Genomic DNA, 14,240 nt, shown 5'->3' with positions numbered 1-14,240 from the left:
GGCCGCGTTCCGGGGCCATACCCCCGTCATTCGGAACAGGCCGGAGCAGGAGGGGGAGGACCATGACCCTGACGCGGCTGGGTACGGGCATCGGCTGGCGGCCGGAGATCGCGGACGCCGTGGAACGCATGCCGGGCATCGACTGGGTCGAGGTCGTGGCCGAGAACACCTGTCCGGGCCACCTCCCCGACTCGCTGCGGCGGCTGCGCGAGCGCGGGGTCACCGTCGTGCCGCACGGTGTCTCGCTGGGTCTCGGCGGCGCGGACCGGCCGGACGAGGACCGGCTCGCCGCACTCGCGGAGCGGGTGACGGCGCTGGGCTCGCCGCTGGTCACCGAGCACATCGCGTTCGTCCGCGCGGGCGGCCCGCGCACGGCCTCGCCCGTCCTGGAAGCGGGCCACCTGCTGCCCGTCCCCCGCACCCGGGACGCCCTCGACGTGCTCTGCGAGAACGTCCGCATCGCGCAGGCCGCGCTGCCCGTGCCGCTCGCCGTCGAGAACATCGCCGCGCTCATCTCGTGGCCGGGCGAGGAGATGACCGAGGGGCAGTTCCTGTACGACCTCGTGGACCGCACCGGGGTACGGCTGCTGATCGACGTGGCGAACCTGCACACCAACCACGTCAACCGGGGCGAGGACCCGGCCGAGGCGCTCGCCGAGCTCCCCGTCGAGGCGATCGCCTACGTCCATGTCGCGGGCGGCTTCGAGCGGGACGGCGTCTGGCACGACAGCCACGCCCACCCGGTGCCCCCGGCGGTCCTGGACATCCTGGCCGGCCTCGCCTCGCGGGTGGCGCCGCCGGGTGTGCTGCTGGAGCGGGACGAGAACTTCCCGGAGCCGGCCGAGCTGGAGCGGGAGGTGGCGGCGATCCGGGCCGCGGTCTCGGCAGGGGGTGCGGTGGCCGACGGCCCGTGGCAGCCCGCGCCGGCGGCTCCCGCGCCCGCGGTCTCCGACGCCGCCCGGCAGCGGGTCGGGCTCGCGCAGACCGCGGTGCTGTCGTCGCTGGTCGCGGGGACGCCGGTGCCCGAGGGGTTCGACCGGGTGCGGATGGGGGTGCAGGCGCGGGCGCTGGCGGCGAAGCGGGCGGACGTGGTGGCGAAGGTGGCGCCCGAGCTGCCGGAGATCCTGGGGGCGGGGTACCGGGCGGCGTTCCTGGCGTACGCGCAGGAGCGGCCGATGGCCGGGGGCTACCGGCGGGACGCCCTGGAGTTCGCGGGCACGCTGCTGCGGTCGGGAGGCGGTCCCTCTCATCGGCGGCTGGAGCAGTGGTGGCTGGAGCGCGCGGGGACGGCACCCCGCCGATCACTGACCCGGAGGGTGCTGCCGCGGCGGGGGTAGCGGCCGGGGGTGGGGTCGCTTACCGGCGCTTGCAGGGTGCCTCCCCCAGCCTTCGGCCGGGGGAGGAACTGCGCGACCAGCCCCCTCCGGGCCGCGGCCGAAGGACCGTCCTGACTCCCTCGGTAATATGCCAGTCCCGCACGGCGAAGCCCCACCGTGCGGTGCAGGAGGCATCATGCGCGCGCGACCCCGACCCCCCGTCCAGGGACGAGGCATGTTCAGCGGTACCGGGCTGATCATCGTCTGTCTCGCGGCGACCCTCGCCGCCCTGGTGTTCCCGATCTGGTCGTACGCCGACCGCTCGGACCCCACCGGCTCGGTGAACGTGCTCAGCGCCCAGACCGTGTCCACGGCGTACGGCCCGCTGTCCGCGCAGGACCGCGACTTCGTCGTCAAGGTCCGGCTCGCCGGGCTCTGGGAGCTGCCGGCCGGGGAGATGGCGGAGCAGAAGGGCACCACGGCCGCCGTACGGACGGCCGGGCAGCACCTCGTCGACGGGCACACCTCCCTCGACGCCCACGTCCGCACCGTCGCCACCCAGCTCGGCGTGCCGATCCCGAACGCGCCGAACGTCCAGCAGCAGCAGTGGCTCGCCACGCTGAACGCCGCGCAGGGGCAGGACTTCGACCGGGAGTTCGCGAACATCGTGCGGCTGGCGCACGGCCGGGTCTTCTCCGTGGTCGCCCAGGTCCGCGCCGCCACCCAGAACACCCTGGTCCGCGATCTCGCCGACGACGCCAACACCACCGTCCTGGACCACATCAAGGTCCTGGAGGCGACCGGCTACGTCGACTTCGGCACGCTGGCACAGCAGTTGGCCACCACCCCCTCCCCCGTCCCCTCGCCTCCCGTCGTCGCCCCGGCCGATGCGACCCCGGTCGCGGCGGGGCCGGCCCCGGCGGCGTCGCCGTCCCCGACGTACACGCTGCCGCCCGCCACCGCCAGCCCGGATCCGGCGTCCGGGACCCCCTGACCTGCGCGGGAAGCGGAACGTCACATACCGACAACACTCGGTCCGGAATGTGAACAGGGCATGGCGGTGGCCAGGACCCTGGCATAGAAACGAGTCATGTTCTGGGTCCTTCTCCTGCTCCTGGCCTGGGCCGTCGCCGGCACCGCCTGCACCCGGCTGTGCCTGGCCGCCGTACGGACGGCGGCCGTCGACACGGGCACGGGCCACGGACACGATCTGACGCTGTACGAGGCCGCGTTCCTGTCCGGCGGGCCCGCCCGGGTCGCCGATCTGACGCTGGTGTCCATGGCCCGGCAACGGCGGCTGCTGCTCGCCCACACCGGCTGGGCGACCGTGGTGGACCCGCGGGGGCGGGACGACATGGAGCGGTCGGTGATAGGGGCCATCGGGCCCGAGGGGCAGTCGCGGATAGCGCCGGTGCGCTCGGCGGCGGCCGACACGGACGCCGTGCGCAGTCTCGGCGAGGGGCTGGTGCGGGCGGGGCTCGCGGTGCCGGACGCGGCGGCACGGACGACGGTCGCCTCCGGTGTCCGGCAGGTCCGGGCCGCCGCGGTGGCGGTCCTCGGGCTCGGCGTCGTCGCGCTCACGCTGCCCGCTCCGACCGGGATGCCGCGCGACCTGGTCGCCGTCTGGTTCGCGCTGCCCCTCACCCTGACGCTCAGCTGTCTGGCCATCGCCCGCGTCGAGGCGCACCCGTATTCGCGCTGGGCCTCGCCGGCCGGCCTGCGGCTGCTCGGCACGCTGAACCGGCGGGCGAACCGCGCGGCCGACGACCACTCGCTGCTGGCCTCCGTCGCCGTCCGGGGCATCCGCGCGATCGGCGAGCCGGAGCTGCGTGCGGCCTTCGCACACCGGGACCAGCTGCCACGGGAGTGAGCGGGGGCGCATAGGGGGCAATGCGCCGACACCGGCCCGATGGTGCTTGCCTTCGCCGACAACCGATCGAAATATCCCTTTTATTGCTGCCGTGCAGTCGCCGCGGTGCCTTGCCGCCACGCCACCGCAGCCGTTGCACCGAAGGGATACGCCATGAGAGCCCCCGCCCTGTACTCGGCCGCCGGGTCCCTGATCCTGACCACCCTGGCCGCCGCCCCGGCCGGGAGCGCCCCTCGCGTCCCGGACACGGCGGCGGCCGAACTGCACGGCACCGCCGTGGCCGCCGCGCGGGCGCGCGCGGCGGGCATCGACTTCGGCAGGTGTGCCACCGACCTGGAGGCGCCGGACACCTTCCGGTGCGGCACGGTGAGCGTCCCGCTGGACTACGCGCACCCGGACGGCAAGCAGATCAGACTGACCGTCAGCCGGGTGGCGGCCACCCACAAGGACCCGCACAACAGCAAGCGCAGGGTGCCCCGGCAGGGCGTCCTGGTCTACAACCCGGGCGGCCCCGGCGCCTCCGGCATGCTCTTCCCGATGGTCGGCGTGCTGCCCGAGTGGAAGCGCATCGCCGCCGCCTACGACCTGGTCGGCTACGCCCCGCGCGGCGTCGACCGCTCCGCCCCGCTGTCCTGCGTCGACCCCAAGCACTTCTACAGGGCGCCCTCGCAGTCCCCGGCGCATCCCTCCGAGGCGTACAAGAAGGCCCGGATCAAGGAGGCGAAGGCGTACGCCAAGGGCTGTCTGAAGCGCTCCGGGAGCAGGCTCCGCCACTACACCTCGCTCAACAACGCCCGTGACCTGGACGTGCTGCGCGCGGCGCTCGGCGAGAACCGGCTGACCTTCATGGGTGCCTCGTACGGCACCTACTTCGGCGCGCTGTTCGCGACCCTCTTTCCCTCGCACGTACGGCGGATGGTGCTGGACTCGGCGGTGAACCCGGACCCGGCGCAGATCTGGTACCGGAACAACCTGGAGCAGTCGGCCGCGTTCGAGAGCCGCTGGGCGGACTTCCGGGAGTGGATCGCCAGGCACGACGCCGTGTACCGGCTCGGCAACACGGCCGAGCAGGTGCAGACGAGTTACGACAAGGCGAGCAAGCGGCTGGCGAAGAAGGCGGCCGGCGGGAAGGTCGGGCCGGGACAGCTGCAGGGCGCGTTCCTGTCGGCCGGGTACTACGACGACTTCTGGCCGAGCCGGGCGGAGGCGCTGTCGAAGTTCCTGAAGGGGGATGCCAAGCCGCTGATCCGGCTGGCGGCACCGACGGCGGAGACGGCCGCCGAGGCGGAGAACGGCAACGCGGTGTACACGGCCGTCGAGTGCAACGACGCGTCCTGGCCGGCGAAGTGGCGGACCTGGGACCGGGACAACACCCGGCTCGCGCGCGTGGCGCCCTTCGAGACCTGGGACAACGCCTTCATGAACCTGCCGTGCGCCTACTGGCCGGTGCCCCGGCAGCAGCCACTCGACGTGCGGACGGGCCCCGGTGAGCTGCCGCCGACGCTCATCCTGCAGGCCGAGCGGGACGCGGCCACCCCGTACGCGGGCGCGCTGGAGATGAACCGGCGCCTGTCCGACTCGGTGCTGGTGACCGAGCGGGACGCGGGCACGCACGGCATCGGCGGCGGCCCCAACAAGTGCGTGAACGGCTACCTGGAGGCCTACCTGCTGGAGGGCCGGCTCCCGCACCGGCGCGCCTCGTGCGCGGGGCACCCGGAACCGAAGGCGACGGCACCGGCCGACCATGCCCGGCGGAAGAACCTGCGGGACTCCCTGAAGGGCAAGGCCGACCAGCGCTGACGACCGTCAGGCGAGGCCCGCGACCAGTTCGGCCACCGACTTGCGGCGCCCGGTGTAGAACGGGACCTCCTCGCGGACGTGCCGGCGGGCCTCGGAACCGCGCAGGTGACGCATGAGGTCGACGATGCGGTACAGCTCGTCGGCCTCGAAGGCCAGCATCCACTCGTAGTCGCCGAGCGAGAACGAGGCGACCGTGTTGGCCCGCACGTCCGGGTAGCCGCGGGCCATCTTGCCGTGGTCCGCGAGCATCCGGCGGCGGTCCTCGTCGGGCAGCAGGTACCAGTCGTACGACCGCACGAACGGGTAGACGCTGACGTAGTTGCGCGGGGTCTCGTCGGCGAGGAACGCCGGGATGTGCGAGCGGTTGAACTCGGCGGGGCGGTGCAGGGCCATGTTCGACCACACCGGCGTGAGGGCGCGGCCCAGCTTCGTGCGGCGGAAGAGGTTGTACGCCTCCTGCAGCTGGTCGCTGGTCTCGGCGTGCCACCAGATCATCAGGTCGGCGTCGGCGCGCAGCCCGGAGACGTCGTAGGTGCCGCGGACGGTCACGTCCTTGGCGGCGAGCTGGTCGAACAGCTCCTGGACCTCGTCGGCGTAGCCCGCGCGGTCCTCGGGCAGCACGTCCTTCAGCTTGAAGACCGACCACAGGGTGTAGCGGATGACCTCGTTGAGGTCCTTGGCCAGCTTGCCCTTGTTCGGGATCCTGCCGGACTCGGTGGTGCCGGACTCGGTGGTGGAGGCGTCGTCACTCATGGTCCCTATTCTCCCGCTCCGCCGTGCAGGCTCTGCACCGGGTTGGCCGTCAGCTCCTCGACCCCGCCGAGGTCGCCCGCCAGCTGGTCCACCGCGGCGTAGGCGCTCGCGATGCAGGCGGGGATGCCGACACCGTCGTACTGCGCGCCGCACACCGCGAGGCCCGGGAGTTTGCCGACGTGCTCGCGGACGCGGGCCACGCGCGCGTGGTGGCCGACCGGGTACTGGGGCAGGCCGTCGGTCCAGCGGGTGACGCGGGTGGCGACGGGGGCCGCGGCCAGGCCGGTGGCCGCGCGCAGGTCGTGCCGGGAAAGGTCCACGAGGTCGGCGTCCTCGCGGCCGAGGACCGCGGTCTCGCCGTACCGGCCGACCGAGGTGCGCAGGACGACGACGTCCGGGTCCTCCTCGGCGATCCAGCCCCACTTCTGGGAGGCGAAGGTGGACGCCTTGATGGTGCGGCCGTCGACGGGCGGGACGAGGAAGCCGCTGCCGGCCGGGAGGCCGGCCTCGGCGCGGCGGTAGGCGAGGGTGATCAGGGCCATCGAGGCGTACTCGACGGCGGCCAGTTCGGCCGCGGCGGCGGGCGCCTCGGCACGCAGCAGGCCGGCGGCGACGGGCGCCGGTACGGCGACGATCACGGCGTCGGCGTGCAGCTCGCGGTCGGCCGTGGTGATCCGCCAGCCCCGGGGTTCCCTGCGCAGTCCGGTCACGGGAGTGCCGGTGAGGATCTCGCCGCCGCGGGCCCGCACCGACTCGGCCACCGCGAGCGGCAGGGTGCCGACGCCGCCCTCGATGCCCATGAACACCGGCCCGGTCTGCTGGGCGGCGGCCGCCCTGGCCTGGATCTCGCGGACGGCCTCGGTCAGCGAGTCGTGGGTCCGCGCGGCCTGGTAGAGCTGCGGGACCGCGGAGCGCATCGAGATGCGGTAGGCGTCGCCCGCGTAGACCCCGCCGAGCAGGGGCTCGACCAGCCGGTCGACGACCTCCCGGCCGAGGCGCGCGGCCACGTACTCCCCCACCGCCACGTCGTCGCCGACCTCGGTGCGGGGCAGGTCGGCGTCGCGCTCGACACGGGCGAGGCCCTCCTCGGACAGCACCCCGGACAGCGCGGCGGCGGTGCCGGGGACGCCCATGACATGGCCCTTGGGCATGGGGCGCAGCGCGTCCCGGGTCCAGATGGCGGCGGTGGCGGTGGCGGGCGTCCGCAGCCGCTCGCCGAGCCCGGTCTCGCGGGCGAGGGCGACCGCCTCGGGGCGGCGGGCCAGCATCGACTCGGCGCCCAGGTCGACCCGGACGCCCGCGATCTCACCGGGCAGCAGCTTGCCGCCGACTCTCTCCGAGGCCTCCAGCACGGTCACGCGCGCGCCGCGCTCCAGCAGCCGGTGCGCCGCGGCCAGCCCCGCGATCCCGGCTCCGACGACGACGACCTGGCCCGTGCCCGTACCCGTTGCGCTCATGTCCTCACTCTCTCAGACGGCACCGGCACCCCCGCCCCGGCCCGGTGACCCGTACGCGTCCGGACCGTGACCGCACCGGAACCGCCGCCGCCGAACGTCCCGCCCCGCCCCGGCGTCGAAGTCGCGTCAGTCATCACCACCCCCGGGGGGAACCATGCGCCATCCCGTACGACCCGTACGACCCGCCCTCGCCGGCCTCCTGCTCGCCGCCGCCCTCGTCCTCACCGGATGCGGGGCGAACGACAGCGCCGACGGCGGCTCCGCCAGCGATGCCAAGGCCGATGTCGGCACCGCCGCCCAGGAGGCGGCGGGCTCGGCGGGCGCCAAGGACAGCGGCAGCGGGACCGGCAGGACCGCGCCCGACCTCACGGTGGCCCGGATCATCCGCACCGCCTCCCTGACCGTGCAGGTCAAGGACGTGCCCAAGGCCCTCGACGCGGCCCGCACCACGGCCGAGGACGCCGGCGGCTACGTCGGCAACGAAACCACCACCCGCGATTCCGGGGGCCGTGAACGCACCCGTGTGGTCCTCCGGGTCCCCACCGCGAAGTACGACGAGGTGCTCGGCGCCCTCCAGGGCGCCGGCAAGCTGATCGACCGCACCGCGAAGGCGCAGGACGTCACCGACCAGGTGGTCGACGTGGACAGCCGGGTCGCCTCGCAGCGGGCCAGCGTGGCCCGGATCCGCGAGCTGATGGACCGGGCGGCCAAGCTCAGTGACGTGGTCACCCTGGAAGGGGAGTTGAGCAGCCGGGAGGCCGACCTGGAGTCGCTGCTGGCCCAGCAGGCGTCCCTGAAGGACCGCACGAGCATGGCCACGATCACGCTGTCCCTCACCCAGACGCCCGCGAAGAAGGCAGCCGCGAAGGACGACTCCCCGGGGTTCGTGGACGCCGTGTCCGGCGGCTGGCACGTCTTCGTCACCATGCTGCGCTGGATCGCCCTGGCGCTGGGCGCGGCCCTGCCGTTCGCCGCCCTGGCGGCCGTCCTGGCGCTGCTGTGGTGGCGGCTCGCCCGCCGGCGCCGTACCACCGCGCAGCCCGGCAGCGAGACCTGAGCCGGTCCTGAGCGAGCCCTGAGCGAGCCCTGAGCGAGCCCGAAATGCCCGTGCCCCGTAGCGTGTTCGCATGAGCATGAACGGTGGGCGGGAACGACTGGTCGTCATCGGCGGTGACGCCGCGGGCATGTCCGCGGCGTCCCAGGCGCGTCGGCTGCGGGGACCGGACGAACTGGAGATCGTGGCCTTCGAGCGCGGCCACTTCACCTCCTACTCGGCGTGCGGGATCCCGTACTGGGTCGGCGGCGACGTCGGGGAGCGGGACCATCTGATCGCCCGCTCCCCCGACGAACACCGCGCCCGCGCCATCGACCTGCGGATGCGCACCGAGGTCACGGAGATCGACGTGGCCGGGCAGCGGGTACGCGCGCGTGACGTCGATTCCGGCGCCGAGTCCTGGACGTCGTACGACAAGCTCGTCATCGGCACCGGCGCGCGCCCGATCCGCCCCGACATGCCGGGCGCGGGCGCGCCGGGGGTGCACGGCGTGCAGACCCTGGACGACGGCCAGGCCCTCCTCGACACGCTGGCACGCACGCGTGGCCGCCGGGCCGTGGTGGTCGGCGCCGGCTACATCGGCGTCGAGATGGCCGAGGCGCTGATCAACCGGGGCTACGAGGTGACGGTGGTCAACCGCGGCAGCGAGCCGATGTCCACGCTCGACCCGGACATGGGCCGCCTGGTGCACAAGGCCATGGAGGGCCTCGGCATCACCATGGTGAACGACGCGGCGGTCACCGAGGTGCTCACCGGCCAGGACGGCAGGGTGCGCGCGGTGGCCACCGAGGACGCCGAGTACCCGGCGGACGTGGTGATCCTGGGCATCGGCGTCCGCCCGGAGACCGGCCTGGCCCAGGTGGCGGGCCTGCCCGTCGGCGGGCACGGCGGCCTCCTCACCGACCAGGCGATGCGGGTGCGCGGGCACGAGGACATCTGGGCGGGCGGCGACTGCGTGGAGGTCCTGAACCTGGTCTCCGGCCAGGAGCAGTACATCCCGCTGGGCACCCACGCCAACAAGCACGGCCAGGTCATCGGCACCAACGTGGGCGGCGGTTACGCCACGTTCCCGGGTGTCGTCGGCACGGCGGTGAGCAAGGTCTGCGACCTGGAGATCGCCCGCACCGGCCTGCGCGAGAAGGACGCCCTCCGGGTCGGCCTGCAGTTCGAGACGGTCACCATCGAGTCCACGAGCCGCGCCGGCTACTACCCCGGCGCGACCCTCATGACGGTCAAGATGCTCGCGGAACGCCGCACGGGCCGCCTGCTGGGCGTCCAGATCGTCGGCCGCGAGGGCGCCGGCAAACGCGTCGACATCGCGGCGGTCGCCCTCACGGCGAACATGACGGTGGAACAGATGACGGCCCTGGACCTGGGCTACGCACCACCGTTCTCCCCCGTGTGGGACCCGGTACTGGTCGCGGCGAGGAAAGCCACAGCAAAGGTGCGAGCTTTCTGAGGGGCGCCCAGGTCACCAACCCAGGGGCGCGGGGAACTGCGCGACCAGCCCCCACGCACCCGCACCCCGCAACGCGTCCTAAGCCGTCCCGCTGATCCGCGGCAGCGAAGTGACCCCGGCCCCTCCCGGCGCAGCCGCCGCCGCGGGCTGCTCGGTTCCCGGCCGGGCATGCGCAGCAACCGGTCGCGTCGACCGCAGCCGGTTGCTCACCGCCTCGTCCAGCGTCACCGGCCGCTGCATCTGCGCGGCGAGCCGCCCCGCCTCCTGGCCGAGCCGCGCCACGTCCTCCCAGGGCAGCCGTACGACAAGGGAGATCTCGGCCTCACCGTCGGGCAGGGCCTGCATGGGAGGGAATGCCTGGGGGGAAACCCGCTCGTTCATCGCCTGTTCCTCACGTCGCCTGAACCTCACGTCGGTCGCAAGGACATACGCACGCGCGCGTGACGACGTTCACCGGAGCTCCCCGCGCATCGAGCGCCCCCTCCCTGGGCACTAGTCAGCTGTGGTCATCCCCGTTCATGACGTGAACCCGGTGCGTCGCACGCCGTACGTGACGTACGCGCTGATCGCCGCGAACGTGCTCGTCTTCCTCTTCACGCCCGGCATAGCCGGCTCCGTGGCCGGCGGCAGCGATCTGTCGCAGCTGTGTCATCTCCAGGCCTTCATGGACCACTACGCGGCGGTTCCCAAGGAGCTGATCCACCATCAGATGCCGCAGCTGGTCCCGACCGGCCAGGTCGGCATCGGCCGGAACGGCCCCGGCTGCGTGGTCGGGCCGCCCGGCTACGACAAGTCGCCCGTGCTGTCGGTCTTCACGGCGATGTTCCTGCACGGCAGCTGGCTGCACCTGCTGGGCAACATGCTCTTCCTGCTGATCTTCGGCAACAACGTCGAGGACCGGATGGGCCACATCCGGTACTTCCTCTTCTACGTGTTCTGCGGGTACGCGGCCGGCTACGGCTTCGCGCTCGTCAACGCCTCGTCGGGCGACCCGCTGATCGGCGCCTCCGGCGCGATCGCCGGCGTCCTGGGCGCGTATCTGGTCCTCTACCCGACGGCCAGGGTCTGGGTGCTGGTCCCGTTCCTGGTCTTCCTGCCGCTGCGGCTGCCGGCCTGGCTGGTGCTGGGCTTCTGGTTCGTGCTCCAGGCCGTGTACTCGTCCGGCGAGGGCGTCTCGGACGCCGGGACCGTGGCGTACGCGGCGCACATCGTCGGCTTCCTGGTGGGCATGGTGCTCGCCTGGCCGCTCAAGCCGGGCACACCCCCGCCGCCGGAACCGCGCGGCCTGCTGTTCGGCAGGCGGGCCCGGCCCCGGCACGGCTGGTAGCGGACCGGGTCAGCGCTCGCTCTCGGTGTGGACGAACTCGACGAGGCGGGTCAGCGCGTCCGGGTCGGTGGACGGCATCACGCCGTGGCCCAGGTTGAAGACGTGGCCTTCGAGACCGGCGGCCGCGTCGAGCACCTCGCGGGCCTTGGTCTCCACCACGTCCTTGCCGGCGAACAGGACGGTCGGGTCGAGGTTGCCCTGGAGCGCCTTGCCGGGGCCGATCCGGCGGGCGGCCTCGTCGAGCGGGACCCGGTAGTCGACGCCGACGACGTCCGCGCCGGCCTCGCCCATGAGCTTCAGCAGTTCGCCGGTGCCGACCCCGAAGTGGATGCGCGGGACACCGTAACCGGCGACGGACTCGAAGATCTTCGCGGAGGCGGACAGCACCGAGCGGCGGTAGTCGGCGGGGGCCAGCGCCCCGGCCCAGGAGTCGAAGAGCTGGACGGCGGAGGCGCCGGCCTCGATCTGCACCTTGAGGAACACGGCCGTGATCTCGGCGAGGCGGTCGATCAGGTCGGCCCAGAGCTCCGGGTCGCCGTACATCATCGCCTTGGCGTTCTCGTAGGTGCGCGAGGGGCCGCCCTCGATCAGGTAGCTCGCGAGGGTGAACGGGGCGCCGGCGAAGCCGATCAGCGGGGTCGGGCCGAGCTCGGCGGTGAGCAGGCCGATCGCCTCGGTGACGTACCAGACGTCCTCGGGGGTGAGGTCGCGGAGCCGGGCGAGGTCGGCGCGGGTGCGGATCGGGTGCGCGATGACCGGGCCGACGCCGGGCTTGATGTCGACGTCGATGCCGATGGCCTTGAGCGGGACGACGATGTCGCTGAAGTAGATCGCCGCGTCCACGTGGTGCCGGCGGACGGGCTGGAGGGTGATCTCGGCGATCAGTTCGGGCCGCGTGCACGACTCCAGCATCGGGACGCCCTCGCGCACCTTGTGGTACTCCGGCAGCGAACGGCCGGCCTGGCGCATGAACCACACAGGGGTGTGCGGCACGGGTTCGCGCCTGCACGCCTTCAGGAAGGCACTGTCGTACGTCGCTGTCGGCTGCTGGCCCGTGGGGCTTCCGTTCGCACTCACGACGGCAAGTCTCGCACGCCCCGGAACCCGGCATCGCGGCGCCCTTACATGGTCCTTAGGTGGTGTCTCTCCCTGCGCGAAGGCGTCGTTCCCCTTACTCTTCCCCGCATGGCTGCGGCTCAGGGACGACTGTCGGACGGCGCTGGCGGGATGGGCGAGGGGAAGGACACCGAGGAGGACGAAGGACATACCGGGAGTACGGCGCCACCGGTACCGCCGGCCTTCCGGGCCGCGGTCGACGCGCTGCGCGGTGCCCGGCTGCGGCCGCAGGTCGAGGTGGAGCCGACGCCCGCCCCGCAGCGTCTCGCCCCGTTCGCGTACGCCGTGGAGGCCGCGGTCGTCGACGGCGACCAGGATCTCGCCGACGGGCGTCTCGTACTGCTGCACGACCCGGCCGGGCACGAGGCCTGGCACGGCACGTTCCGGCTGGTCACGCTGGTGCGGGCGGAGCTGGAGCCGGAGATGGCGGCCGATCCGCTGCTGCCGGACGTCTGCTGGGCATGGCTGACCGGCGCACTCCAGGCGCGCGGCCTGTCGTACGGCGAGCCGAGCGGGACCGTGACGCGCGCCAGTTCGCACTACTTCGGCGGGCTGTCCGCGCGCCCCGCCGCCTCGCAGATCGAGATCCGGGCCTCCTGGACGCCCCGCGAGGGCCGCGCCGGCGTCCCGGACACCGCCGCCCACCTCGCCTCGTGGTGCGACCTGCTGGCGCAGGTGGCGGGCCTGCCGCCGGCCGCGCCCGGCGACGCCTCGGTGGTCACCCTGCCGCAGCGCCGCGACCCGCAGGCGCGCTGAGCCCGCACCGTCGCAGATCAGGGACCCGTCCACCCGGGTCCCGTCGGCTCACCCCGTCCACCCGAGTCCCGCCGACTCACCCTTCGTTGACCATCTCTTTGTCGATACGGCCACTTTCTGTCCCGTACGGCAACGGCCCGAACCGATTCGATCTTCGGATGATCGATCGCGTGTCCGAATTGCACGTATTGTTACTCACCAGATCGTGATCATTCTCTAAAGGCGGACGGGTTTGGTGCCGAAGACGACTGTGACCTTGAAAGCACGGTTCGTCCCGGCTTCTTCCCCGCAAGCCGGCCCCGTCCCCCACCCCAGGAGGCCTGGTGTCCGTTCTCCTAGAGCAGCCCGCAAGCCTGGTCGCCTACCGCCCGAACAAGCCCACCGCCATGGTGGTCGTGGCCGACCCGCGCGTCCGCTCCACCGTCACCCGCCACCTGTGGGCGCTCGGCGTGCGCGATGTCATCGAGGCCTCGTCCATCGCGGAGGCTCGTCCCCGCATCGGCAACCCCCGCGACATCTGCGTCGCCGACGTCCACCTCCCCGACGGCTCCGGCCTGACCCTCCTGTCCGAGACCCGGGCGGCGGGCTGGCCCAACGGCCTGGCCCTGTCCGCCGCCGACGACATCGGCGCCGTGCGCAACGCCCTGGCCGGCGGCGTCAAGGGCTACGTCGTCACCGGCACCCGCACCAACATCGGGCTCCCCACCCGACCCGGTGCCGCCCCCATCGGCGCCGCCTCCCGCATGCACCGCCGCCCCCCGGGTGCCCCGAGCCACCCGGGCGGCTACCGCGAGCTCTCCGGCCGCGAGGTCGAGGTGCTCCGGCTGGTCGCGGAGGGCCAGTCGAACAAGGCGATCGGCGTCTCGATGGGACTGTCCGCCCTCACCGTCAAGAGCCACCTCGCCCGCATCGCCCGCAAGCTCGGCACGGGCGACCGCGCCGGGATGGTCGCCGTCGCCCTGCGCACCGGCATCATCCACTGACCGACCGGCACCGGCCGGCCGGTCACCGACGGCCGATCACCGGCCCACGACCACTGATGGCCGATCGCCGCTCCCCCCTCTCCGAGGTCGCCGACCGGTCTCGCTGATCGTCCGTCACCGACCGGTCATACGTTCACCGACATGACCGGACCGGCCGCTGGTCCGGCATCACGCCGTAACCTGATGTCCCCCGTTCGTGGACCTGATCTTTCACCGGCCTGACTGGTTTACGACCCTCCGGCGTGGCGGGGCGGCCCCGGCCCCCGGCCGGGCCCCCCCCCACCAACAAAAACACCGCAAGTTTTCCCCGCCCCCCAAACCCCCCCCCCAAACAGAAAGCCGCCCCCCC

Annotated in this window: 13 protein-coding genes; 9 read left to right on the top strand and 4 right to left on the bottom strand. The window is 73.1% G+C overall.

The features are described 5' to 3' along the window. Positions 1-68: 68 nt before the first annotated feature. From ACFZB3_RS00485 to ACFZB3_RS00470, 4 genes are all read left to right on the top strand, one after another. Positions 69-1,337 carry a DUF692 family multinuclear iron-containing protein gene (locus ACFZB3_RS00485; protein ID WP_391369659.1) on the top strand — a complete coding sequence of 423 codons (1,269 nt, stop codon included), beginning with the start codon at positions 69-71 and terminating at the stop codon, positions 1,335-1,337. A 175-nt stretch (positions 1,338-1,512) separates the two neighbouring features. Continuing rightward, positions 1,513-2,310: a DUF4142 domain-containing protein gene (locus tag ACFZB3_RS00480; RefSeq protein ID WP_391367391.1), complete on the top strand. Its 798-nt coding sequence runs from the start codon at positions 1,513-1,515 to the stop codon at positions 2,308-2,310. A 96-nt stretch (positions 2,311-2,406) separates the two neighbouring features. Then, positions 2,407-3,186 carry a TIGR04222 domain-containing membrane protein gene (locus tag ACFZB3_RS00475; protein WP_391367388.1) on the top strand — a complete coding sequence of 260 codons (780 nt, stop codon included), beginning with the start codon at positions 2,407-2,409 and terminating at the stop codon, positions 3,184-3,186. Between the two features lie 153 nt (positions 3,187-3,339). Then, on the top strand, positions 3,340-4,986 hold the full coding sequence (locus ACFZB3_RS00470) for an alpha/beta fold hydrolase (RefSeq protein WP_391367385.1): 1,647 nt from the start codon (positions 3,340-3,342) through the stop codon (positions 4,984-4,986). 6 nt (positions 4,987-4,992) lie between these two features. On the opposite strand, the gene hemQ is transcribed toward ACFZB3_RS00470, so the two are convergent. Further along, positions 4,993-5,739: a hydrogen peroxide-dependent heme synthase gene (gene hemQ / locus ACFZB3_RS00465; protein WP_391367383.1), complete on the bottom strand. Its 747-nt coding sequence runs from the start codon at positions 5,737-5,739 to the stop codon at positions 4,993-4,995. Positions 5,740-5,744: 5 nt separating this feature from the next. Then, positions 5,745-7,196 (bottom strand): protoporphyrinogen oxidase, encoded by a 1,452-nt coding sequence (gene hemG / locus ACFZB3_RS00460; protein WP_391367380.1) that lies wholly within the window; start codon positions 7,194-7,196, stop codon positions 5,745-5,747. 154 nt (positions 7,197-7,350) lie between these two features. Here hemG and ACFZB3_RS00455 point away from each other — a divergent pair, with 154 nt between their 5' ends. After that, entirely contained in the window at positions 7,351-8,253 is a 903-nt protein-coding gene (locus ACFZB3_RS00455) for a DUF4349 domain-containing protein (protein WP_391367377.1), read from the top strand. Positions 8,254-8,323: 70 nt separating this feature from the next. Continuing rightward, entirely contained in the window at positions 8,324-9,709 is a 1,386-nt protein-coding gene (locus ACFZB3_RS00450; protein ID WP_391367374.1) for an FAD-dependent oxidoreductase, read from the top strand. Between the two features lie 78 nt (positions 9,710-9,787). On the opposite strand, the gene ACFZB3_RS00445 is transcribed toward ACFZB3_RS00450, so the two are convergent. Next, positions 9,788-10,090: a hypothetical protein gene (locus ACFZB3_RS00445; RefSeq protein WP_391367371.1), complete on the bottom strand. Its 303-nt coding sequence runs from the start codon at positions 10,088-10,090 to the stop codon at positions 9,788-9,790. Between the two features lie 121 nt (positions 10,091-10,211). On the opposite strand from ACFZB3_RS00445, the gene ACFZB3_RS00440 reads away from it, so the two are divergent. Continuing rightward, on the top strand, positions 10,212-11,036 hold the full coding sequence (locus ACFZB3_RS00440; RefSeq protein WP_391367368.1) for a rhomboid family intramembrane serine protease: 825 nt from the start codon (positions 10,212-10,214) through the stop codon (positions 11,034-11,036). A 9-nt stretch (positions 11,037-11,045) separates the two neighbouring features. On the opposite strand, the gene hemE is transcribed toward ACFZB3_RS00440, so the two are convergent. After that, a complete protein-coding gene (gene hemE, locus ACFZB3_RS00435; RefSeq protein WP_391367365.1) occupies positions 11,046-12,113 on the bottom strand; it encodes a uroporphyrinogen decarboxylase in 1,068 nt (355 codons plus the stop codon). 108 nt (positions 12,114-12,221) lie between these two features. On the opposite strand from hemE, the gene ACFZB3_RS00430 reads away from it, so the two are divergent. Beyond that, positions 12,222-12,908 (top strand): DUF3000 family protein, encoded by a 687-nt coding sequence (locus ACFZB3_RS00430; RefSeq protein WP_391367362.1) that lies wholly within the window; start codon positions 12,222-12,224, stop codon positions 12,906-12,908. A gap of 323 nt (positions 12,909-13,231) precedes the next feature. After that, positions 13,232-13,891 carry a response regulator transcription factor gene (locus ACFZB3_RS00425; protein ID WP_089104714.1) on the top strand — a complete coding sequence of 220 codons (660 nt, stop codon included), beginning with the start codon at positions 13,232-13,234 and terminating at the stop codon, positions 13,889-13,891. Positions 13,892-14,240 lie beyond the last annotated feature (349 nt).

Source organism: Streptomyces sp. NPDC008092 (assembly GCF_042957285.1).
In the GTDB taxonomy this organism is placed as follows: domain Bacteria; phylum Actinomycetota; class Actinomycetes; order Streptomycetales; family Streptomycetaceae; genus Streptomyces.
Note: the sequence above shows the minus strand (reverse complement) of the source record. Positions and strands in the feature narration are given on the sequence as shown.